The following is a 21487-nucleotide window of genomic DNA, read 5'->3' on the forward strand; positions in this document are numbered from 1 at the left end:
GTGAAAGAGATCGTCGATCGTCTGACCGCCTGGGACCACGCGGGTGTTCCCTACGCGGTGGCGACAGTCATCGCGGTGTCCGGAAGTGCTCCACGACTTCCGGGTGCCGCGATGGCGGTCTGCGCCGACGGTGAGGCCGTCGGCAGCGTCTCCGGCGGCTGCGTCGAAGGAGCCGTGTACGAATTGTGCCAGCAGGTTCTCGAGACCGGCGAGTGCAAGCGAGAGTCGTTCGGCTACAGCGATATCGACGCCTTTGCGGTCGGCCTGACATGCGGGGGTGTGATCGAGGTCTTCGTCCGCCTCGGGCCGCCGCGGTCCGTACTCGCGGCCATCGCATCGGATACTGCAGTGGCCACGGTGACGGTGCTCTCCGAGTCCGGGGAGTCGCTCGCGGTGTCTTCGACGGCAACGATCGGCAGCACCGGTTTCGCCGACGTCGACGCGGTGGTCGTCGGTGAGGCGCTGGCGATGTTGGACTCCGGCGGTATCGGTATCCGGTCGGTGCGGTGCAGGCCGGACCTCGATGTGTTCGTGCAGTCGTACGCAACCGCCCCGCGGCTACTGATCTTCGGAGCCATCGACTACGCCGGAGCGCTCGCCCGCGTGGGCAAGTTCCTCGGCTACCACGTCACGGTGTGCGACGCGCGGCCCGTATTTGCGACTGCTGCACGGTTTCCCGACGCCGACGAGGTGGTGACCGAATGGCCGCACAGCTATCTGGCGCGGACGGCAGTCGATGCCCGAACGGTGATCTGCGTGCTCACCCACGACGCCAAGTTCGATGTGCCGCTGCTCGAAGTAGCGTTGCGACTGCCCGTGGCGTTCGTGGGGGCTATGGGATCGCGCCGGACTCACGACGATCGCGCGGCCCGGTTGCGTGACGTCGGATTGACCGAGCAGGAGCTCGCACGCTTGAAGTCTCCGATCGGTCTGGACCTGGGAGCCCGAACGCCCGAGGAGACTGCGCTGGCCATCGCGGCGGAATTCGTCGCCGTGCGACGCGGGGGTAGTGCGCTGCCACTGACACGTACGGCCGGTCCGATTCACCACGACGGGGCGGACGCCAAGTACGCATAGTTCGATGCGCCAGGGCTCGGAGCCACATGCGGTATCGCTGCCGCGGTTCATCGACCGTCTCGCCAAGGCCGCTCGGCCCATTCCTGATTCGGGGCATCCGTAAGCCGACTCCTCGATTATCGGGCTCCGCTCGGCGATCAGAGGTTCTGGTTGTAAAAGTTCGAGAGCCTGTCGACTGCCTGATCCACATACCTCGGCTCGTCGTACATTTCGTAGTGGCCGGCACCGTCGACGATGAGCAGGTCGACGGGGTTCGGGGCCATGTCCCACAATGCCATTCCTGCTTCGTACTGGCCGGTGTTGCCCTTCCGACCGGCGATGATCACTTGGAGGGGTTGGGTGAGCAGCGGATCGACGAGGTGAAATGCGTCGTAGCCCATCAGAAGTGAATCGCTTCGTGACAGTCGGCCGGTTGGTAGAACGTTCGTGGCTGCCGCGCGGGGTCCGGTAAAAGGCGATCGCCTGAGTGCTGTCGATGTCCGTGATACCAAGTGCAACTGCATCTTCGGGAGTGTCGGGCAGCCAGTTCACGCGCTCGACCGTACCTGCGGCCACGTGCGCTGATCGGGCCGCGGCGAGTTCGTCGAGGGCTACGGCTGGGCCGTTGAGGGCTGAGCCCGCGCGCCAGGCCGCTCCGATGTTGCTCGCGACGACGGTGCCGACGGCTTTGATGCGGTGGTCGGTGCGGGCCGTGTGGACTGCGTATCCGCCTCCAGCGCAGATCCCGAGGGTTCCGATGCGTTCGGCATCGATCATGTCGAGTTTCGTTACTTCGTCGATCACGTACGAGATGTCCTCGCCCCGACGGTAGGGATCTTCGAGATCGCGTGGTTCGCCGCTGCTCTCGCCTTGGTAGGCGGGGTCGAACGTGATGGCTGCGATTCCCCGGCGGGCGAGCGCTGCTGCATAGTTGGCACCGATCTGCTCCTTGACGCTGCTGCCCGGCGTGGACAGCACGATGAGTGGATGCGGCTGCGTCTGATCGAAATTGCTGGGTAGGTGGAGATCGGCTGCCAGGGTGAGGGTGCCTCGAGGGATGGATAGATGCTCGATCATGAAAGCGTCTCTCGTATTCTTGTTCAGCTTCGCAATGCATGCAAAGCATGATTGTTCGATATGAAACTAGTACGAAACTGTACCAGTTGAGGAGGGCGCATGCAGTCGACCGATTCGGCACAGTTGTGGAAATTGAACCACCGGCTCTTGACGCGAGTGATGAACGCGGCAGCGCCGCAGTTCGACGATCTCGGGATCGAGACCAAGGAGTTCTTCGTTCTCGACGAGGTGGACAACTGCAAACACCCCGCCGAGCTGGCCGCACAATTGATGCTGCCCAAAGCCAGTGTCACGGTCTATCTTCGTGCACTTGTCGCCAAAGGCTTGGTTACCCGAGAGATCGATGAAACCGATCTACGTCGTCATCGACTATCGACAACGACGGAAGGCCGGCTGGTCTTGGAGCGTGCGCTTGCTGCTCTGGCGAAAGAGTTCGGCGCGATGATGGACAAGTTGGATGAACAAGACAGAGCCGACTTTCGGAGGATCCTGCTGTCGATCGTTACGAACGACTAGTCGAGCCAGTCTCGTCAGGAGAACTGTCCGACGCAGTCGGGCCGGGTTGCCTCGCGAGTTCGCTCGGCTTGCGAGACCAGCGCTGCGTGCCGTTTCAGCCGCCGGAGCCGATCACTGGTCTCGGAAGTGCTTGTAACGCAGGGTTTTTTGGACTCAGCGGCGCTCATACAAGCTTTCTGGTGAGCCCCTCGGTTGCCTCGGCTGTGTACGACATCGTGATCCTTGGCGTGACGCCGATCGATTGACCCACTCTCGTGACCAATACGGTTCAGAGATCCAGGAAGACGACGCCCGGTCGTAACCTGATCGCCTCCGGCACGGATCACTTCGCCGGACCCTGCACGAAACAATGCATTCAGCGGCCTTGAACCGCGGGCTTTCGTTTCTTGTCGGAGGGTCGCGATACTCTTTGTTCAGTTCGAACATGCGTTCTGAATTGTTGCTCACCGGGGGGTGAATGGGGATGGCAGTACCGACCGTGTCGCTGGAGGCGTTGACCGCGGCCGCGCGTGCGGAGAATCGGCAGGCCGCCCGCAAGATCACCGCCTGTTACGAGGTTCATCGGAGCTGGATCACCCTCGACACCGAGCACAAGCAGTACAGCCGATACGGGCGCACCGAAATGGCGGTCGCGTTGGGATGTTCGGCGACGGTCGCCGAATCGTACGTCTCGATCGCCGTCGCTTTGCACACCCGATTGCCACTGTTGCGCGCGGCGTTCGAGACCGGTGAGGTCGACCTTGCGCGGGTTCGGACGGTATGCCGGATCCTCGACAACCTGAGCGACGACATCGTGAAGAAGGTCGAGGACGAGATCGTCGAGGCGGCCCACCGGTTGTCACCGGGCCCGCTCGAGAAGGAGATCTGGGACATCCTGCTGCGGGTCGCACCCGAGGAGGCAGCAGCGTTGCGGGAGTTCGCGAAGAAGTTCCGCACCGTCACCTACACCCCGGCCGGGGAACTGGCCCGCATTCGGGCGGAGTTGACCGCACCCGAAGCCGCCGCCGCATGGCAGCTGCTCGAGGAGATGGCCGACACCCTCTGCCCGAAAGACCCGCGTGGGAAGAAGGAACGCCTGTGCGATGCCTTCATGGCCCGCATGCACGGCGAACCCCGCCTGGAATGCTTGTGCCAAAGGGAGAACTGCCCGAAGAAGGATGCGGTGCTGCCGGATCGGCGGGTGCCGCTCACGATGATCACCGTCGACATCGCCACCCTGATCGGCCTGCTCTCGAACCCTGCGTATCTGGCCGGTCATGGTTCCATCGACCCCGACCTCGCCCGGGAACTCGCACGCAACAGTCAGTGGCAGGTCCTGCTGACCGAAGCGATCACCCTCGCCGAATCCCTCGGCCTCGCCGTCCAGAACCCGGAGACAGGGGAATGGGAACGAACACCGAAAGAGCAAGAGCAGGAGTCGGACCCAGGGTCGGCTGCGACATCGGACACGGACACCGACAAGTCAGCGCCAGCGGGCGCCGTTCCGGGCACGGCGGCGGGGGCGGTACCGGATTCGGATGCGGATGCCTCTGCGGGCACCGACACGACTGCCGAGACACCCACGGACGCGAACGCAGGTGCAGGTGCAGGTGCAGGTGCAGGTGCAGGTGCACAGAATGCATCGACGGCTGATTCGAGTGCGGAGACAGCTTCGGCGTCGGAACCAACCGGGCCCAGTTCTCCTGCACCCGAACACAGCTCGCCGGCAGGAGATAGGGTCGATCAGGTCGACAATCCGGTGCCTATCACCGAGCCCGCGACCGACCCGGCAGCAGCTACCACCCCAGGCTCAGGCCCAGCCCACAAGCACGCAGCAACAACCGCTTCGGCGGCTATAACCAAGCCGCCACCGGAGCCGTGTAAGGCGACCGGCCCAGAGCCAGTGGCGTCACCAGCACCCGCACCGACTTCGTCGACACCTGTCCAACAGAGGCCGACCGCTGATCCGGCGCCAGATACGAGCGAAAACCAATCTCCCACTGCACCATCCGATACCACCAGGAACCACGAAACCGGCAGTGACGAGGAAACTATCAGTGGATCCGATCCCACACCGATCGGTAGTCCGGCACCGAGTACTCGCCCAGGTGCGGGTACCGATACCGAGGATCGACCTCCGCGCCGCCTGCAATCGTTGACCTCAGCCGCAGCGCTGTTCTGTACCCACACCCCTGTCGGCCGGGGCACACGGCACAGCTCTGCCCTCGACCTGCCCTCTGCGACCCGGCGCAACAACCGCACGATCCACACACCGGTAAGCCGCACACCCGGCGACCTCTATCTCGGCAACGCCTCCCTTGCCGCCGCACTCGAAGCCGCCATCGCCGCCGACCCCACCCTCGGAAAGTCGGTACCCCGCGACCCACTCACCGACCGGGCCCTGATCTACCGACCCGACACTCTCACCAGCGCAGCGGTCCGATTCCGCGACAAACACTGCCGCTTCCCCGGCTGCCACCGCCCCGCCGCCCGCTGCCAACTCGACCACGTGAACCCGTTCGACCACAGCAACCCTCTCGGCGGCGGCTGGACCACCGTCAACAATCTGCAATGCCTCTGCGAATACCACCACACCGTCAAAACCGCCGGCTACTGGAAAGCCACCATGCTCCCCGGCGGAGCCATCCTGTGGACATCGACATCGAAGACCACCCGAATCACCCTTCCCGCCAACGGCACCGCCGTCCCCATCCTCGGAAACGACCTCAGACCACACATCCCCACCCAACCGAAACGATCCGGCATCATCGCCTACCCCAACCCACCCGACAACCAGGAGCAGGAGACAGACGACACGGCAGCACCGCCGTTCTAGGCGCGCGCCAACAAACGCCCGGTCGAGGATTCCGATCCCGCGATCCAGGACCGCCGCACCACACCCGACAGCCCGAGTCGGTCGTACGCCGTCACCGGATTACGGTGGTACAGCTGCGCGACGTCGACGGTGAACCGTTCGTCGGGTGCGAACACCACAAGATCTGCAGCGCAACCGATATCGATGCGTCCGCGATCGGCCATACCGACCTGATCGGCAGTATTCGTGGCCATCCACCGCACGATGTCGGTCAGTGCGAACCCACGGGCACGCGCCTCCGTCCACACCGCAGCGAGCGAGACCTGCAACGACGCGATCCCGCCCCACGCATCACCGAAGTCTCCGGTGTCGAACCTCTTCAGATCCGGCGTGCAGGGGGAGTGGTCGGTGACGATGGTATCGATCGTGCCGTCGGACAAACCCTGCCACAACAACTTTCGATTGCCGGCCTCGCGGATCGGCGGGCAACACTTGAACTGGGTGGCGCCCGCCGGCACTGCTTCCGCATCGAAACACAGGTAATGCGGGCAGGTCTCGACGGTCACCCGCACCCCGTCGCGCTTCGCCGCCGCAATCATCGGCAACGCATCGGCACTCGACAGATGCAGAATATGCACCCGGCACCCCGTCCTCCGCGACAACTCGATCACCTGCTCGATGGCCCGGTTCTCGGCGGCACGTGGACGCGATTCCAAGAATCCCGAGTACTCACGACCCGTCGCCGACGGTGCCTCGGCGATCACCTCGGCGTTCTCGGCGTGCACGATCATCAACCCGTCGAACGACGCGATCTCGATCAGAGCTTTCTCGAGCTCCGGAATCGTCAGCGGCGGAAATTCGTCCACGCCCGACGCGAGCAGAAAGCACTTGAAGCCGAACACCCCCGCCTCGTGCAGCGGCCGCAGCTGCTCGACATTTCCCGGAACGGCACCACCCCAGAAGCCGACGTTGACGACCGACTGATCCGCCGCCACCCGCCGCTTGATCTCCAAGGCCGCGACGTCCACCGTCGGCGGGATGCTGTTGAGCGGCATATCGACGATGGTCGTGATGCCTCCCGCGGCCGCGGCTCGGGTCGCGCTGGCGAACCCTTCCCATTCGGTGCGCCCCGGCTCGTTGACGTGCACATGGGTGTCCACCAAACCCGGCAGCAGCACCTCGTCCGGCCCCAGCTCGACCGCCACCTCCGCGGACGCGCGGGCATCCACGGAGTCGATGGCCACGATTCGGCCGTCACGAACGGAGATCGAGGCCGCAACCTCCCGTCCGCCGATCACCGCCCGCGACGCGCGAACAAGCAGATCAGACTGCACTGGAGACACTCTGGAGCTCCGAGGACTTCCACGCGATGTCGGCCGCATCGAGAGCTTCGGCGTCGAGCTCACCGAACAACCGCAATCGGGACAGTCCGCCGTCGGGGTACACGTCCAGTCGCAGGTGTGTGTACGCGTCGGCCTCGTTCAACAGGAAGCGATGGCGGGTGTCCGGCTGGACGGCGGTGCGGGGCAGAATCTCGGTCCATGCCGTCGGGTCCGTGATGTGTCGGCGACGAGAATCGATGGCGCTGAGTCGAATCCACCCCGGTGCGTTCCCGACGTAGTAGCTGGTATCGACCTCCACGTGGCGCGGGGCACCGGGCGATGCGAGAGCGAACACTGCGAAATCGTTGCCGCCGTTGCGTCGTCGAGAGTTCTCCCAGCCTTCGCCCATGTTGCGAGCACGCCCGGGCAGGATGATGTTGGCCGGCGAGGAGTAGAAGGCGTCGGAGCACTCGGTGAGCCGAGCGCCGTTCTCCGCGGCCAGCAGGTCGACGGTGCCTGCGAGGAACCGCGGATCCTGCACCACCTGGCCGTGCACACGGAACCGGGCGACGCCGCCGTCGGGGTAGATCGACAGACGCACATGCGTCCACCGGTGCCGATCGGCCACCTCGTACCTGTTCGCGGTGTCACCGGCCGCCGGGGACTTGTCGACGATGGCGTGCCACTCCGCATTCTGCACATCCTCGATGGACGGATAGCCCTCGATCGACGCAGCCTCGACGGACACGAACGGCGGGTAGTTGCCGGTGAAGTGAGCGGTGTCGACCACGACGCCGTGCACGATGCCCGGGGCGCCCAGTCGCACGATCGCCCAGTCGTGACCGCCCTCGTCACGGCGACGGCGAGTCTCCCACCCGTCGTACACCTTTCCCTTGTGGCCGAAGTCCGCTGGATCGAACAGCGGAGCATCGGGCTTGATCAGGTTCTCGCGCTGGGCGAACAATTCGTCGTTCGCTGCGGAGACGCTGCCGCCGAGCGCCCGAGATGCCAGATCGGTCAGAGTGGTGAAATCGGTTCCGGTCATGAAGTTCCTTCCAAAATGTGTGTGGTGGCCAAGGTTCGGCCCACCTCGTGCAACAGCCGGGCCGCGTCACGCATCGAGATCCGAGGGTCCGGCTCCAGCTCGGTCAGTGCATAGGAGGCGGTGATTCCGTAGGGACGCAATCGATCCACACCGACGGTGCTCCGTCCGGCGACGGTGATCACCGGGACACCGGCTGCACGTGCGGTGTTCGCGACACCGATCGGTGCCTTGCCGTGCAGGCTCTGCTCGTCCAGCGAGCCCTCACCGGTGACGACCAGATCGGCCGACGCCAGAGCGCTACCGAAGTCGATCAGTTCGAGCACCGTCTCGATCCCCGGCTTGGCCGCGGCACCCAGTACGGCCATGGCACCGAAGGCGGTTCCGCCGGCCGCCCCTGCGCCCGCCAGGCCGCTGAGGTCACGGCCGATTGCGTTGCGCACCAGATGCGACCACTGCCGCATGCCGTGTTCCAGATACAGCAACTCCTGCGGTCCGGCACCCTTCTGCGGGCCGTAGACCGCCGCGGCTCCGGTGACACCGAGCAACGGATTGTCGACGTCACACGCCAGCTCGAACACCGCGTTCCGAGCCGACGGCATCAATCCGCTCAGATCGAGGTGGACTGCACCGCGGAGCGGACCACCACCGCGCGCCACCTCGCCTCCGCCGGCATCGAGGATGCGCGCACCGAGCGCGACGAGCATGCCCGCGCCGCCGTCGGTGGAGGCACTGCCCCCGAGCCCGACGACGATACGCCGCGCACCCGAAACAGACCCGGAACCTGACTCGAGCGCGTGCGCGATTACAGTACCGACACCGAATGTGCTCGCTCCCAACGCATCCGGCTCACCGCCGGGCAGGAGCTCGAGCCCGACCGCCGACGCCAGCTCGACAACAGCGGTGTCACCGCGACGGGCATACGACGTCTCCACCGGCTCACCCGTCGGCCCCGCGCACGTGACGGCCACTCGATCCCACCCGGCGGTGACGGCAGCGTCGACGGTGCCGTCACCCCCATCGGCGACGGGCAGGCACACCGTCTCGAGGGACGAGTCGACCGAGAGCATCCCCGACGCCAACGCCCGCGCGACCTCGGCCGCCGACAGCGAGCCCTTGAACTTGTCCGGAGCGAGCAGAATGCGCGTCATCTCTAGTCCAGCAGAAGCAACGCGGTCGGCGCGTCGGACGAGGTGGTTGCCAGCTCCTCGAACTCGCCGACGTTGTCGATCTCGGTGCCCATCGAGATGTTGGTGACCCGCTCGAGGATGATCTCCACGACGACGGGAACCTTGTGCTCGTTGGCCAGAGTCCTGGCCCGCACCAGCGTCTCGCCGATGAGGTCGGGATCGGTGACGCGAAGCGCTTTGCAGCCCAATCCTTCTGCCACCCGAACATGGTCGACGCCGTAGCCCTTGGGGATACCGGGCTGCGTGTCCTGTGATTCCTGAGTATTGATGTTGTCGAACCCCAGCTGCACGCAGAAGTCCATGTCGAACGCGCGCTGCGCCTGCCGGATCAGCCCGAGGTACGAGTTGTTCACCACCACGTGCACGTACGGCAGGTTGAACTGTGCGCCGACAGCGAGTTCTTCGATCATGAACTGGAAATCGTAATCTCCCGACAGTGCAACGACATTCGCCTTGGGATCGGCTGCCACCGCACCCAGTGCCGCGGGAATGGTCCAGCCGAGCGGGCCGGCCTGCCCGCAGTTGATCCAGTTGCGCGGGGAGTAGACGTGCAGGAACTGACCGCCCGCGATCTGCGAGAGCCCGATGGTGCTGACGTAGCGGGTGTCTCGGTCGAAGACCTTGTTCATCTCCTCGTACACGCGCTGCGGCTTGATCGGCACGTTGTCGAAGTGGGTGCGGCGATGCATCGTGCGCTTGCGGGTCGCACAGTCCTCGACCCAGCCCGAGAGATCGCGCACCGTGCCTGCCGCCCGACGTTCTTCGGCAACGGCCACGAACTGCTCGAGGGCGGCCTTGGCGTCGGAGATGATGCCGTAGTCCGGTGCGAAGACGCGTCCGATCTGGGTCGGCTCGATGTCGACGTGGACGAACTTGCGGCCCTTGCGGTACGTGTCCAGTCCGCCGGTATGCCGATTGGCCCAGCGGTTTCCGATGCCGAGCACGAAGTCCGAGGCCAGCAGGGTCGCGTTGCCGTACCGGTGCGCGGTCTGCAGCCCGACCATGCCTGCGGCGAGACGGTGATCGTCCGGGATCGTGCCCCAGCCCATCAGGGTCGGGATGACCGGGACGTCGAGTATCTCGGCGAGCTGGACGAGCAGGTCCGAGGCATCGGCGTTGATGATGCCGCCGCCGGCCACGATCAACGGGCGCTCGGCCGCGAGCAGCATGTCGATGGCCTTCTCGGCCTGGGCGCGCGAGGCGACGGGCTTGTGCACGGGCAGCGATTGGTAGGTGTCGGGATCGAAGTCGATCTCGGCCAGCTGCACGTCGATGGGCAGGTCGATCAACACCGGTCCCGGACGGCCGGATCGCATCAGGTGAAATGCCTGAGCGAACGCACCGGGAACCTGAGCCGGTTCGAGCACGGTCATCGCCATCTTGGTCACCGGTGCGGCGATCGCCGCGATGTCGACGGCCTGGAAGTCCTCCTTGTGCAGCCGCGCAACCGGGGCCTGGCCGGTGATGGCGAGGATCGGAATGGAGTCGGCCATGGCCGAATACAGCCCGGTGATCATGTCGGTACCGGCCGGGCCGGAGGTTCCGATGCAGATGCCGATGTTGCCCGGTGCCGCTCTGGTGAACCCCTCCGCCATGTGCGAGGCACCCTCGACGTGGCGGGCCAGCACGTGGCGGATCCCACCGTGATCGCGCATCGCCGCGTAGAAGGGATTGATTGCCGCACCGGGGAGACCGAATGCGGTTGTGGCACCTTCGAGTTCGAGTATCTTCACTGCGGCATCGGCCGCGCGCATCCTGGGCATATCAGTTTCCCTTACCGGAGAGCCGAGCGACGCCGCGGTACAGCGCCGAATGATCCAGTCCACCATCACCATTGGCGCGGGCCGAGGCCATCAGCTGCGCCAGCACCGCGCCCATCGGGATCACGACCCCCGCCTCACGCGCAGCCGAGGTGACGATGCCGAGATCCTTGTGGTGCAGGTCGATGCGGAACCCGGGCTCGAACGAGCGGTCCAGCATCTTCTGTGCCTTCTGGTTCAGCACTGCCGAGCCGGCGAGGCCGCCGCCGAGAACCTCGACCGACGCTGCCAGGTCCACGCCGTACGCCTCGAGGAACGCGATGGCCTCGGCGAGCACCTGAATGTTGCCTGCCACGATCAGCTGGTTGGCCGCCTTGACGGTCTGCCCGGACCCACTCGGACCCACGTGCACGACGGTCTTGCCGACGACGTCGAGAATCGGCTTGGCCGTGGCGAAGTCGTCCGCGCTGCCACCGACCATGATCGACAGGGTCGCGTTCTCGGCACCGGCCTGGCCTCCGGAGACCGGGGCATCGAGGATCCGGAAGCCGCGCGAGATCGCGTCGGCGGCCAAGGTGGCGGTGACGTCGGGACGGATGCTGGAGAAGTCGATGATCAGCGCGTCGCGTCGAGCATTGTCGAACACACCACCCTCACCGACCAGGACGTCCTGCACATCGGGGGAGTCGGGAACCATGATCGCGATGACATCCGCGTCGTGGACGGCCTTGGCGATGGAGTCGGCCGCCGTGCCGCCCGCTTCGACCAGGGGCCCGGTGCGATCGGGAGTCAGGTTGTAGCCGACCACCTGGTGGCCCGCCTTGGCGAGATGAACGGACATGGGGCTGCCCATGATCCCGAGGCCGATGAATGCGATGGTGCTCATATCAATCCCTACTTGGTAGTGGTGCCGGTGGAAAGAGCCAGCTCCAGCCAGTCGAACGTGTCCTGGCGGGTGGCTTTGTATTCGAGTCCGACGTAGCCGTCGTAACCACGTTCGGCGAGGCCGGCGAGCTGTCCGCCGAGGTCGAGCGATCCGGTGCCCGGTTCTCCGCGGCCGGGGGAGTCGGCGATCTGCACGTGCCCGATCAGGTCGTGGTGGGCCTCGAGCGCTGCGGGCACGTCGTCTCCGTTGACGGCGAGGTGGTACAGGTCGGCAAGCAGGCGCAGATTGTGGACGTCCTGTTCACGGGCAACTCGACGGATGGTGGCGACGGCTCCGGCAGCGGACTTCAGCGGGTAGGCGGGTGCGCCGCTGACGGGTTCGACCAGTACGACCGCACCGATTTTCGCTGCGGCCTTCCCGGCTGCGGCCAGGTTCTCGATCGCGACCTCGTCCTGGTCGAGCGGGTCGACTCCGTCGATGCGGTTTCCGTAGAGGGCGTTGAACGTCTTGGTGCCGAGTTGTTCGCCGATTCCGACGGTGGCGTCGATGTTGTCGCGAAAGGCCTGCACCTGCGCTGGATCGGACAGAATCCCGCGGTCGCCTGCCGGCATGTCGCCGGCGGCGAAGTTCAGACCGGTCAGCTGTACCCCGGCATCGCGGATCGAGGACACGAACGCAGAGACATCGGCGTCCGACGGCACCGGGCCCCCGAACGGCCACCAGAATTCGACGGCGTCGAAGCCGGCATCTCGGGCGCGCTGCGGTCGATCGAGCAGAGGCACGTCGGTGAAGAGAATGGAACAGTTGACGGTGTAGTGAAGCCTGGAATCAGCGAACGTGTTCATACACAGTGCCTTTCAGTTCTGAGGTTGCGGCAGGCCGCGGTACCTGCGCCAGCTGCCGGTGTAGGTGATGTCGGTCAGCTCGTCCGGTTGTGCATCGAGCACCCCGGGGCGGAGGCCGACGCCGAGGACCGAGCGCCCGTCCTCGAGCGCGACCACGGTGAGTTCGAGCTCCGGCGGTTCGTCCGGCAGGAACGCCGTGCGGATGTCGTCGAGCGGAATGTCGTAGAGCTCGCCCTCGATGGCCGCACCGGCGGTGTGGTCGAGCAGCAGCGCCGGGAATTCGTCGCGTACCGAGAAGAAGCGGTAGTTCGGTGTGGTGCGCACTGTCCCGACGAACGGGTGGGACGAGACGTTGTGGTGCAGGCTGCCGCCCCGCATCGCACCACCGTTGCAGAAAAGCTCCGTCATGAAGTCGTTCCTCTCGGGCTCGATCGACCGGACTCAAAGTCCGTAATACGGAATAGTGATTCCGTTTCGTGTTTCGAGTGTGGCGTGCACCACGTGGATCTGTCAAGACCCGCTCACCCGGACTGCCCGACCGAAGCGCCGAATACCGCAGTGCGGCAACACCGAAAGACTCGGCGCAGACAGCCCGAGATCAACCCTTGACAGTGAATGTGATCGGTGTCACGCTCGTTTGGTGGAATCAACATTTCGTATAGCGGAATCAGAGACAGCCGGGGTCGTGGCCGATCTGAACACGGCCTGTGAGACCGAAGCGGCACGCACGCTCTCGCTCTGCCTCGACGTGCCTCGCTGGGTCGCGGGAGTTCTGAGCGCACGGCCGTTCACCGACGTGCAGGCTCTGCGCCACGCCATTCATCGCGCTGCCGCACCATTGACAACCGATGAAGTGCACCGCGCACTCGCCGTGCATCCGCGCATCGGCGAGAGACCAGACGGCGACGACGCAAGCGCTCGGCACGCGAGCAACGAGCAATCCGGCGTCGACATCTCCGACGCGACCGTCGAACAGCGGCTGAGAGCAGGAAATCTGGCCTACGAGAACCGCTTCGGGCAGGTGTTTCTGATCAGGGCCGCCGGCCGGGATGCCGACGCAGTTCTCGACGCTTTGCAGACCAGGCTCGGCAACGACCCCGAGACCGAGGCAGTCGTCGTCGAACACGAACTGCGGGAGATCGCCGAGATTCGGGCAACAGGAAGTCTCGGCGATGTCTGACCAGAGGAGCCATGTGACCGCTCACGTGCTCGATGCGGCGAGAGGCGTTCCGGCGCAGGGTGTCTCGATCGTACTGTCCGATGTCCACGGCACCCCCGTCGCCGACGCGGTCACCGACGAGCAAGGACGCGTCGCCGCGCTCGGTCCCAGCGAACTCGAACCGGGCGTCTACCGCCTCACTTTCGCAACCGGCGCGTACTTCGCCGCCCAGCACACCGAGTGCTTCCACCCCGAGGTTCTCGTCACTTTCGAGATCACCGCATCCGACCAGCACTACCACATACCACTTCTGTTGAGCCCGTTCGCTTTCACCACCTATCGAGGGAGCTAGAACCCATGACCATCGTGCTCGGAGCAAACCAGTACGGCAAAGCCGAATGCAGACTCGTCCGCATCGACCGCGAGACTCCTCGCCACCGCATCACCGACGTCAGCGTCACCTCGCAGCTGCGCGGAGATCTCGAGGCCGTCCACACCGAGGGCGACAACGCCCACGTCGTCGCGACCGACACTCAGAAGAACACCGTGTACGCGTTCGCGCGGGACGGTATCGGCGCGATCGAGAACTTCGCTCTGCGCCTCGGCGCGCACTTCACCGACAGCTTCGACTGGATCACCGGCGGCCGCTGGGAGATCGAGCAGTACTCCTGGTCGCGAATCGCCGACGGTGAAGACGGATACGACCACTCGTTCGTCAAGGCCGGCGACGAGAAGCGGAACACGATCGTGACGGTCGACGGCGACAACATCTCCATCGTCTCCGGAATCAGCGACCTCGTGGTCCTCAACTCGACGGCGTCGGAGTTCTGGGGGTACCCGAAGGACCGCTACACGACGCTGAAGGAAACCACCGACCGCATACTGGCCACCTCGGTCAGTGCCCGCTGGCGGTATCTCACCACCGAGCTCGATTTCGACAAGACCTTCGACGACGTCCGCTCGATCATGCTCGACGCCTTCGCCTCCACTCACTCTCTTGCGTTGCAGCAGAGCCTGTTCCAGATGGGCAAGCAGGTTCTCGAGGCACACCCGGAGATCGGGGAGATCAAGTTCTCGATGCCCAACATCCATCACTTCCTCGTCGACCTCGAGCCGTTCGGACTCGACAACCCCGGTGAGGTCTTCTACGTCGCGGATCGCCCCTACGGTCTGATCGAGGCCACGGTGCAGCGCGACGATGCCCCGGACGCAGGCCGCGCCTGGGATACCGTGCCCGGATTCTGCTAGGAGCGAGCCGACATGAAGCTGACAAAACGCACTGCGGCCAAGACCCATGCACCGCACGACCCCGCCCGTCCCGAGGACGAGCGGTTGTCGATCGGTAGGTCGTATCTCTACGGATTGCAGCACATCCTGACGATGTACGGCGGCGTCATAGCACCACCTCTGATCGTCGGCGGCGCAGCGGGGTTGACCGGCACCGAGATCGCGCTGTTGGTCTCGGCCGCGTTGTTCGTCAGCGGAGCGGCCACCCTGCTGCAGACCCTGGGGGTGCCGTACTTCGGCGCAAAGCTCCCTCTGGTGCAGGGTATTTCGTTCGCCTCGGTGTCGACGATGGTGGCCATCGCAAGTGGGCCGGGCGGATTGAACTCGGTGTTCGGAGCCATCATCGCCGCCGGTGCCATCGGCATCCTCATCACCCCGTTCTTCAGCAAGATCGTTCGCTTCTTCCCACCGGTGGTGACCGGCACGATCATCACCGTCATCGGTATCTCGCTACTGCCCGTTGCGGTTCGGTGGGCGATGGGCGGTGATCAGCAGGCCACCGACTGGGGCTCGATGTCCAACATCGGTCTCGCGGCCTTCAGCCTCGTGGTGGTTCTGCTCGTCAGCCGACTGGTGCAGGGCACACTGTCGCGGCTGTCGATCCTCATCGGCATCATCGTCGGCACGGTGTTCGCGGTCCTGGTCGGCAAGGCCGACTTCTCCGGTGTCGGTGACGGTGCCATCTTCAGCCTCCCCGAGCCGTTCGCGTTCGGAGCTCCGACCTTCCAGATCGCGGCGATCCTGTCGATGGTGGTCGTCATCCTCGTCATCATGACCGAGACCACCGCCGACATCCTGGCCGTCGGCGAGATCGTCGGTACCGACGTCGATGCCCGACGCGTCGGCGACGGGTTGCGTGCGGACATGGTGGCCACCACCATCGCTCCCGTCTTCGGCACCTTCCCCGCCAGTGCGTTCGCCCAGAATGTCGGTCTGGTGGCGGTCACCGGAATCAAGAGTCGCTACGTCGTCGCCGCCGGCGGCTCGGTGCTGCTGTTCCTCGGACTCTTTCCCATCCTCGGTCTGGTCGTCGCATCGGTTCCGTTGCCGGTACTCGGCGGCGCGGGCATCGTGCTGTTCGGCTCGGTGGCCGCCAGCGGCATCAGGACTCTGTCCAAGGTGGAGTTCGACGGCAATCTCAACCTCGTCATCGTGGCCGTCGCCATCGGCTTCGGCGTCATCCCCATCGCGGTACCGGGCTTCTATGCAGCCTTCCCCGACTGGGTCCACGTGGTACTCGACTCGGGCATCAGTGCCGCGAGCATCGTCGCGGTCCTGCTGAACATCGCCTTCAACGTCGTCACGATCGGCCAGAAGGCCTCACCCTCGGTGGTGACCGCGGCTCCACCGGTGGCGACGCGGCATCACCAGTAGTGTTCTACCGAGATCGGTGGAAGCTACGAGCATGCGAGGTGGGACTGTGGCGGCAGGTGGCGGGGTGCAGTCCGTGGAGCGCGCATTCGAGCTGCTCGACATCATGGCCGCCTCGGGCGGATCCATCGGGATCAGCGAACTCGCCGAGGGAACCGATCTGCCGATGCCGACCGTGCATCGACTGATCGGGACCCTCGTCTCGCTCGGCTACGTCAGGCGGCTGCCGTCCCGTCGATACGCATTGGGCACCAAGCTCATTCGTCTCGGCGACAGCGCCTCCAAACTGATCGGCGGATGGGCCAAGCCGTACCTGGCCGAGCTGGTCCGGATCACGCACGAGACGTCGAACATGGCATTCCTCGAAGACGACATGGCGGTCTACGTCGCGCAGGTGCCGTCCGAACACGCCATGAGAATGTTCAACGAGGTGGGACAGCGGGTGCTGCCGCACTCCACCGGCGTCGGCAAAGCTCTCCTCGCGCAGTTGGACGACGACGCCGTCCGCGCGATCGTCGGCCGCCTCGGTATGGCACCCCGTACCGTCAACACCATCACCACGCTGGACGCGTTACTCGAAGATCTTGCGGTGATCCGCCAACGCGGCTACGCGATCGACGATGGCGAGCAGGAAGTGGGCGTGCGCTGCTTCGCCGTACCGGTGATCGGTGCACCCACGCTGACGGCGATGTCCATCGCCGGACCCACCGCGCGAGTCACGCTCGAATCGGCCGAACAGTTCGTACCCCTGCTGATCTCGGCCGCCGAGCGACTGGCGAAAGATCTCGCGGGCAACAACCCCGCACCCTAATCTTTCAGAATTCTCGCATCGCGAGCGAAGGACTCGACCTGCTCGGTCAGCCACACATGAGCCGGAACCGCGCCGCCGAGCAGTTCGCGAGCCAACGAGGGGGAATCCCCGATCTGCACATCGCTGCCCGCGATGATGATGTTGCCGTAGCGCCTGCCCTTGAGCATCGCCGGATCGGCGACGATCGCCAGATGCGGAAAGACACTGCGAAGAGTCGACGCCTCCTGCTTCGCGAGCGAAAGATCGCGTCGATCACCGCAATTGACGACGTACATGCCGCCGGGCGCGAGGACGCGTCGAACATGGGCGGTGAACTCGGCAGTCAGCAGCGGGGCCGGAGTGACCGCCCCGGCGAACACATCTCGCACGATCAGGTCGCGACTGTTCTCGCTCAAGGTCTCGGTGACCGCCCGCGCCTCACCGACGCGGATACGGAGCAGCGGTGCTCGCGGGAGGTCGAACCATTCGCGTACCAGCTCCGAGAGCTTGCCGTCGAGTTCCACGACCACCTGACGCGCACCGGGGAATTCGGCGGTGAAGGAACGTGCCAGTGTGCACGCCCCACCCCCGAGGTGCAGCGCTCGTAGCGGGAAGGTCGAATCCCACTGCGCGCGAACCAGTCCGGAGATCCAGCGCATGTACTCGAATTCGAGAACGGTGGGGTCGTTCATGTCGATGTGCGAACTCGGGACGTCGTTGACATTGACGACCCAGCCGTCGTCGGAGAAGGCGTCGCGGACCAGTTCACAGGTGCCCGAATCGATCTCGAACACTCCGGGTTGCAGCGAGCCGGCCGGTGCCGACGCGCGCTTCCTACCCATTCGCGGGCCCGTCGAGCCGAAAGTCCTCGAAATCGAATCCCGGCGTGACGGTACAGCTGACCAGACTCGGCTCGTCGCCCACCGGACGCGCCCGCTGCCACACCGAGGGCGGCACGATCTGCTGCGGCGCGTCCGGTGCGACCAGCAGCGAAGTCACGGTTCCCGGCTCGTCCCCTGCGCCGCCGAGGTCGAGCTGCACCGGACTACCACGGTGATACAGCCACATCTCGGTCCCGCGGACGGTGTGCCACGCCGACTGCTGGCCGGGCATGAGCAGGAACAGGATCGCCGTGCCTGCCGCGCGCGGGCCGGGATAGCCGTCGGGCAGGAACTCCTGCGGGATGGTGACCTCGCTGCGCCAGGTCTCGCGGAACCAACCACCCTCGGGATGGGGTGCGAGGTCCAGGCCAAGAGCCCAGTGAGGCAACGACGTCATGGACGCAACCCTAATCCGTAGCGATCTGAACCCGGAACGTGTCGCGCCCGGTGTGCAGGCTCCACAGCTGCTCGGCGAGAGCCTCGGGGCTCTTCCTCGGGTCGCTACCGTCGATGGCACCACCGATGATCAACTGCGACACCTGGATTCCCTCTTCGGCCAGCTCCTCGTTGAGCAACTGCGCGTAGGCTGCCTGGCCGGCGAACGCGATGGACGTGCCGGTGACGGTGCGACCCGGCTTGACTGCGGAGCCGCCGTTGACGAATAGGATCGTGCCCTTGTTCTCGCCGAGAAACCGCATGCCCGGGAGCACCTGGTGGACGGCGGCGATCGGTCCGTAGATCGAGAACTCGACCGGGCCGACCATGTCGGCCGGGGTGGTCTCGAGCACCGGCCGCATGAAGTCCTTCTGCGGAAGGGGGCTGTACTGCAGCACCTCGATGGGCCCGAGCGTTTCGGTGACCTGCTCGAGCGCTGCGGCGATCGAGGCCGGGTCACGCACGTCGGCGACGAAGCCCTTCGCGGAGATACCGTCGGCGGCGAGCTGATCGGCCAGAGCGTCGACACGGGCCTGGTTTCGGGAGATGAGGCCGACCGAGAAACCCTGCGCGCCGAACTTGCGCGCCACCGCTGCTCCGAGACCTGCACCTGCTCCGACAATTGCTATGGAAGTCATGACCTGTGCAAGGCGAGTCCATCCTCGACTATTCCGACGACCGACTCGAGCAGGGCCTCTGCGCTCTCGTGCAGCGCCGTGACATCGCCGGTCCAGCCGAGCACACGCAGTGCGGCTGCGGCGATACCGGCGGCATCGGCTGTCGGGTCGCTCCGGCCGTTCTCACGATCGGCCCGCGCGTTCACCACGGTCTCCACCAGTCGAAACGGCAGGTCCTCCGTCCCCGGACGGCGCTCGGCGTCGAGTTGATCGAGCGTGTCCGACGCGATCGCCGCATACAGGCCCATGAGCGTGTAGCGATGGTCGCGGAAAGTCTCGAAGCGTTCGCTGCGCAGCTCGGGCAGCAGATAGAGCGCGCCGAGATTCCAGGTGGACGCACCGAGTTGGCCGGAGTCGAAGTAGGCGAGTGCGTACATCTGGGTCGCGGGCTCGGCCTGTGAGTCTCGGATGCGCTGCGCGACGGCCAGCGGTGCGTCGACCGTTCCGCTGAGCAGTGCGTCGAGGATGTCGTCCTTGGTCGCGAAGTGGTGGTAGAGCGAGGCCTGACGTAATCCGACGGCCTCGGCGATGACGCGAGTCGAGGTGTTGGTGAAGCCGCGAGTGGTGAACAGTTCGGCCGCGGCGTCGAGTATCTCCTCGCGAGCGGTGTCGCCGGGCCGCTTCTTCGTACTCAGCCTTGGCCTGCCTGCTCCGGTCATGACTGCATCCTGTCAGGTCGATATGACGGTGAGATTTCTGTCATCTGATCGAAATAGACGAAACGAGCTTGTTGCACGACGGACACGATCCGGGAACGACCGTGCCGAAAACTATCAACTGACAGAAAACCCGCCTCGGCGATGCAGCGGGGTCACTCATCCACCCACCTCGCCCGTAGGAGATCACATGAGCTCGACCACACTGCCCGCGTCGGGTCAGGGGTCCGAATCACCCGCCACCTCGGATCATTCGGACCTGGCCGCCCTGGGCTACGACCAGCAGCTCCATCGCAGCCTCGGCAAGTACGCGTCCTTCGCGGCCGGCTTCTCGTTCGTCTCGATTCTGACCACCATCTTCCAGCTCTTCGGACTCGGCTTCAGCTTCGGCGGCCCCGCCTTCTTCCTCACCTGGCCGCTGGTGTTCCTCGGCCAGTTCATGGTGGCTCTGAACTTCGCCGAACTCGCTGCCCGCTATCCCATCTCGGGCGCGATCTACCACTGGTCGCGGCGCATGGGTGGTGAGCTGGTCGGGTGGTTCGCGGGTTGGTTCATGATCATCGCGCAGATCGTCACCGCCTCGGCCGCCGCCATCGCCCTGCAGGTGGTACTTCCCAGCATCTGGGGCGGATTCCAGCTGATCGGCGAGGACACCGCACTCACCTCACCGAGCGGTGCCGCCAATGCCGTTGTGCTCGGCTCGATTCTGCTGGTGCTCACCACCACCATCAACTGCATCGGCGTGAACTGGATGTCGCGGATCAACAGCATCGGCGTCACCTGTGAGATCGTCGGAGTCATCGCCCTGGTCCTGGTGTTCTTCACCCACGCCGAACGCGGACCACAGGTGGTGTTCGATACCGGAAGTGCCGGAGCCGATCCCGGCTACATCGGGGCCTGGATCGTCTCGGGCCTGATGGCCGCCTATGTCATGGTCGGCTTCGGCTCGGCAGGCGAACTGGCCGAGGAGACCCGCAATCCCCGACGCGTCGCGCCCCGCACCATCCGCCTTGCACTGTCCGCCTCGGCACTGGGCGGTGGCCTGATGATCGTCGGTGCCCTGATGGCCGCACCGAGCCTGACCGACGGTCAGCTTGCGACACAGGGGCTTCCGTACGTCATCGACTCGATCCTCACCTCACCGTGGGGCAAGGTCCTGCTGATCGACGTCGCCATCGCCGTGTTCATCTGCACCCTCGCCATCCAGACCGCGGCATCGCGGCTGATGTTCTCCATGGCCCGGGACGGACGACTGCCCGCATCGGCAGCGCTGGCGAAGGTCAACTCGCGCACCGGAACCCCCATCGCACCGTCGGTTCTGATCGGCGTGGCCTGCGTTGCGATCCTGGCCGTCAACGTCGGCAACTCCGCGATCTTCACCACGCTGTCCAGCGTCTGCATCGTGTTGATCTACCTCGCCTACATGATGGTGACCGTCCCGTTGCTGATCCAGCGGCTCAAGGGATGGCCGCACGGCGGAGTGCAGAAGGACAGCGACGGCGAGAAGCTCTTCACCCTCGGCCGCCTCGGCCTGCCCGTCAACATCGCAGCGGTCCTGTACGGCGGACTGATGGTGATCAACCTGTCGTGGCCCCGCGCCGAGATCTTCGACCCCACCGGCGAATTCCCCATCCTGCGATGGGCCGCACCACTGACCGTCCTCGCCGTGATCGTCGTGGGCATCGCCTGCCTGCCCCGCGGCAAAGCCCACCCCAAGCCCGTCACGATCGGAGCCTGAATCAC

Annotated in this window: 21 protein-coding genes; 9 read left to right on the top strand and 12 right to left on the bottom strand. The window is 65.3% G+C overall.

Translation table 11 applies throughout. The features are described 5' to 3' along the window. Nucleotides 1-1077: an XdhC family protein gene (locus tag CH306_RS07665; protein ID WP_218828378.1), complete on the top strand. Its 1077-nt coding sequence runs from the start codon at nucleotides 1-3 to the stop codon at nucleotides 1075-1077. A gap of 137 nt (nucleotides 1078-1214) precedes the next feature. Here the strand turns inward: CH306_RS07665 and CH306_RS29355 are convergent, their stop codons facing one another. Then, the gene (locus CH306_RS29355) at nucleotides 1215-1457 is read right to left on the bottom strand and encodes an alpha/beta hydrolase (protein ID WP_218829667.1); all 243 of its coding nucleotides are present in this window, start codon (nucleotides 1455-1457) and stop codon (nucleotides 1215-1217) included. A 775-nt stretch (nucleotides 1458-2232) separates the two neighbouring features. Between CH306_RS29355 and CH306_RS07675 the strand changes: the two genes are divergently transcribed. Beyond that, nucleotides 2233-2649 carry a MarR family winged helix-turn-helix transcriptional regulator gene (locus CH306_RS07675; RefSeq protein WP_094629118.1) on the top strand — a complete coding sequence of 139 codons (417 nt, stop codon included), beginning with the start codon at nucleotides 2233-2235 and terminating at the stop codon, nucleotides 2647-2649. Nucleotides 2650-3112: 463 nt separating this feature from the next. Then, nucleotides 3113-5464: a DUF222 domain-containing protein gene (locus tag CH306_RS07680; protein WP_179272818.1), complete on the top strand. Its 2352-nt coding sequence runs from the start codon at nucleotides 3113-3115 to the stop codon at nucleotides 5462-5464. Here CH306_RS07680 and allB read toward each other — a convergent pair. From allB to CH306_RS07715, 7 genes are read right to left on the bottom strand one after another with little or no spacing between them, the layout of a single operon-like run. After that, the gene (allB, locus tag CH306_RS07685) at nucleotides 5461-6825 is read right to left on the bottom strand and encodes an allantoinase AllB (RefSeq protein WP_094646174.1); all 1365 of its coding nucleotides are present in this window, start codon (nucleotides 6823-6825) and stop codon (nucleotides 5461-5463) included. The genes CH306_RS07680 and allB overlap by 4 nt on opposite strands. After that, nucleotides 6767-7810 carry an allantoicase gene (alc, locus tag CH306_RS07690; protein ID WP_094646175.1) on the bottom strand — a complete coding sequence of 348 codons (1044 nt, stop codon included), beginning with the start codon at nucleotides 7808-7810 and terminating at the stop codon, nucleotides 6767-6769. Before alc ends, allB begins: the two co-directional genes overlap by 59 nt. After that, nucleotides 7807-8958, bottom strand: a complete 1152-nt coding sequence (locus tag CH306_RS07695) for a glycerate kinase (protein WP_094646176.1) — start codon at nucleotides 8956-8958, stop codon at nucleotides 7807-7809. Before CH306_RS07695 ends, alc begins: the two co-directional genes overlap by 4 nt. 2 nt (nucleotides 8959-8960) lie before the next feature. Next, the gene (gene gcl, locus CH306_RS07700; RefSeq protein WP_094646177.1) at nucleotides 8961-10760 is read right to left on the bottom strand and encodes a glyoxylate carboligase; all 1800 of its coding nucleotides are present in this window, start codon (nucleotides 10758-10760) and stop codon (nucleotides 8961-8963) included. 1 nt (nucleotide 10761) lies between these two features. Next, nucleotides 10762-11643 carry a 2-hydroxy-3-oxopropionate reductase gene (locus CH306_RS07705; RefSeq protein ID WP_032396854.1) on the bottom strand — a complete coding sequence of 294 codons (882 nt, stop codon included), beginning with the start codon at nucleotides 11641-11643 and terminating at the stop codon, nucleotides 10762-10764. A gap of 8 nt (nucleotides 11644-11651) precedes the next feature. Beyond that, a complete protein-coding gene (locus CH306_RS07710; protein ID WP_094646178.1) occupies nucleotides 11652-12488 on the bottom strand; it encodes a hydroxypyruvate isomerase family protein in 837 nt (278 codons plus the stop codon). Nucleotides 12489-12500: 12 nt separating this feature from the next. Next, the gene (locus CH306_RS07715; RefSeq protein WP_032396855.1) at nucleotides 12501-12896 is read right to left on the bottom strand and encodes an allophanate hydrolase-related protein; all 396 of its coding nucleotides are present in this window, start codon (nucleotides 12894-12896) and stop codon (nucleotides 12501-12503) included. Between the two features lie 277 nt (nucleotides 12897-13173). On the opposite strand from CH306_RS07715, the gene uraD reads away from it, so the two are divergent. From uraD to CH306_RS07740, 5 genes are read left to right on the top strand one after another with little or no spacing between them, the layout of a single operon-like run. Further along, nucleotides 13174-13668 carry a 2-oxo-4-hydroxy-4-carboxy-5-ureidoimidazoline decarboxylase gene (gene uraD / locus CH306_RS07720; protein WP_256981086.1) on the top strand — a complete coding sequence of 165 codons (495 nt, stop codon included), beginning with the start codon at nucleotides 13174-13176 and terminating at the stop codon, nucleotides 13666-13668. Further along, the gene (gene uraH, locus CH306_RS07725) at nucleotides 13661-13999 is read left to right on the top strand and encodes a hydroxyisourate hydrolase (RefSeq protein ID WP_094646180.1); all 339 of its coding nucleotides are present in this window, start codon (nucleotides 13661-13663) and stop codon (nucleotides 13997-13999) included. The genes uraD and uraH overlap by 8 nt, the downstream gene beginning before the upstream one ends. A gap of 5 nt (nucleotides 14000-14004) precedes the next feature. After that, on the top strand, nucleotides 14005-14895 hold the full coding sequence (gene pucL / locus CH306_RS07730; RefSeq protein ID WP_032396857.1) for a factor-independent urate hydroxylase: 891 nt from the start codon (nucleotides 14005-14007) through the stop codon (nucleotides 14893-14895). A 12-nt stretch (nucleotides 14896-14907) separates the two neighbouring features. Further along, nucleotides 14908-16308: a nucleobase:cation symporter-2 family protein gene (locus CH306_RS07735; protein ID WP_082073850.1), complete on the top strand. Its 1401-nt coding sequence runs from the start codon at nucleotides 14908-14910 to the stop codon at nucleotides 16306-16308. Nucleotides 16309-16339: 31 nt separating this feature from the next. Next, entirely contained in the window at nucleotides 16340-17116 is a 777-nt protein-coding gene (locus CH306_RS07740; RefSeq protein WP_045197588.1) for an IclR family transcriptional regulator, read from the top strand. Here the strand turns inward: CH306_RS07740 and CH306_RS07745 are convergent. From CH306_RS07745 to CH306_RS07760, 4 genes are read right to left on the bottom strand one after another with little or no spacing between them, the layout of a single operon-like run. Then, the gene (locus tag CH306_RS07745) at nucleotides 17113-17937 is read right to left on the bottom strand and encodes a spermidine synthase (RefSeq protein ID WP_094629107.1); all 825 of its coding nucleotides are present in this window, start codon (nucleotides 17935-17937) and stop codon (nucleotides 17113-17115) included. The two genes, CH306_RS07740 and CH306_RS07745, sit on opposite strands and share 4 nt — an antisense overlap. Continuing rightward, a complete protein-coding gene (locus CH306_RS07750; RefSeq protein WP_094629106.1) occupies nucleotides 17930-18373 on the bottom strand; it encodes a cupin domain-containing protein in 444 nt (147 codons plus the stop codon). Before CH306_RS07750 ends, CH306_RS07745 begins: the two co-directional genes overlap by 8 nt. A gap of 10 nt (nucleotides 18374-18383) precedes the next feature. Then, nucleotides 18384-19049, bottom strand: a complete 666-nt coding sequence (locus CH306_RS07755) for an SDR family NAD(P)-dependent oxidoreductase (RefSeq protein WP_045197593.1) — start codon at nucleotides 19047-19049, stop codon at nucleotides 18384-18386. Beyond that, complete coding sequence (locus CH306_RS07760; protein ID WP_094646181.1) at nucleotides 19046-19747, bottom strand: TetR/AcrR family transcriptional regulator; 702 nt, start codon at nucleotides 19745-19747, stop codon at nucleotides 19046-19048. Before CH306_RS07760 ends, CH306_RS07755 begins: the two co-directional genes overlap by 4 nt. Nucleotides 19748-19934: 187 nt before the next feature. Between CH306_RS07760 and CH306_RS07765 the strand changes: the two genes are divergently transcribed. Continuing rightward, entirely contained in the window at nucleotides 19935-21482 is a 1548-nt protein-coding gene (locus CH306_RS07765) for an amino acid permease (protein ID WP_045197596.1), read from the top strand. Nucleotides 21483-21487 lie beyond the last annotated feature (5 nt).

It is taken from the genome of Rhodococcus sp. 15-725-2-2b (assembly GCF_002259075.1).
Classification (GTDB): Bacteria; Actinomycetota; Actinomycetes; order Mycobacteriales; family Mycobacteriaceae; genus Rhodococcoides.

Excerpts from the sequence above, each read along its gene's own strand:
- uraH (WP_094646180.1), top strand. The coding sequence starts at position 13,661 with ATGTCTGACCAGAGGAGCCATGTGACCGCTCACGTGCTCGATGCGGCG.
- CH306_RS07705 (WP_032396854.1), bottom strand. The coding sequence starts at position 11,643 with ATGAGCACCATCGCATTCATCGGCCTCGGGATCATGGGCAGCCCCATG.
- CH306_RS07740 (WP_045197588.1), top strand. The coding sequence starts at position 16,340 with ATGCGAGGTGGGACTGTGGCGGCAGGTGGCGGGGTGCAGTCCGTGGAG.
- allB (WP_094646174.1), bottom strand. The coding sequence starts at position 6,825 with ATGCGGCCGACATCGCGTGGAAGTCCTCGGAGCTCCAGAGTGTCTCCA.
- CH306_RS07680 (WP_179272818.1), top strand. The coding sequence starts at position 3,113 with ATGGCAGTACCGACCGTGTCGCTGGAGGCGTTGACCGCGGCCGCGCGT.
- CH306_RS07675 (WP_094629118.1), top strand. The coding sequence starts at position 2,233 with ATGCAGTCGACCGATTCGGCACAGTTGTGGAAATTGAACCACCGGCTC.
- pucL (WP_032396857.1), top strand. The coding sequence starts at position 14,005 with ATGACCATCGTGCTCGGAGCAAACCAGTACGGCAAAGCCGAATGCAGA.
- CH306_RS07765 (WP_045197596.1), top strand. The coding sequence starts at position 19,935 with ATGAGCTCGACCACACTGCCCGCGTCGGGTCAGGGGTCCGAATCACCC.
- CH306_RS07750 (WP_094629106.1), bottom strand. The coding sequence starts at position 18,373 with ATGACGTCGTTGCCTCACTGGGCTCTTGGCCTGGACCTCGCACCCCAT.
- CH306_RS07710 (WP_094646178.1), bottom strand. The coding sequence starts at position 12,488 with ATGAACACGTTCGCTGATTCCAGGCTTCACTACACCGTCAACTGTTCC.
- CH306_RS07735 (WP_082073850.1), top strand. The coding sequence starts at position 14,908 with ATGAAGCTGACAAAACGCACTGCGGCCAAGACCCATGCACCGCACGAC.
- CH306_RS07745 (WP_094629107.1), bottom strand. The coding sequence starts at position 17,937 with ATGGGTAGGAAGCGCGCGTCGGCACCGGCCGGCTCGCTGCAACCCGGA.
- CH306_RS07760 (WP_094646181.1), bottom strand. The coding sequence starts at position 19,747 with ATGACCGGAGCAGGCAGGCCAAGGCTGAGTACGAAGAAGCGGCCCGGC.
- alc (WP_094646175.1), bottom strand. The coding sequence starts at position 7,810 with ATGACCGGAACCGATTTCACCACTCTGACCGATCTGGCATCTCGGGCG.
- CH306_RS07755 (WP_045197593.1), bottom strand. The coding sequence starts at position 19,049 with ATGACTTCCATAGCAATTGTCGGAGCAGGTGCAGGTCTCGGAGCAGCG.
- gcl (WP_094646177.1), bottom strand. The coding sequence starts at position 10,760 with ATGCCCAGGATGCGCGCGGCCGATGCCGCAGTGAAGATACTCGAACTC.
- CH306_RS07695 (WP_094646176.1), bottom strand. The coding sequence starts at position 8,958 with ATGACGCGCATTCTGCTCGCTCCGGACAAGTTCAAGGGCTCGCTGTCG.
- CH306_RS07715 (WP_032396855.1), bottom strand. The coding sequence starts at position 12,896 with ATGACGGAGCTTTTCTGCAACGGTGGTGCGATGCGGGGCGGCAGCCTG.
- CH306_RS29355 (WP_218829667.1), bottom strand. The coding sequence starts at position 1,457 with ATGGGCTACGACGCATTTCACCTCGTCGATCCGCTGCTCACCCAACCC.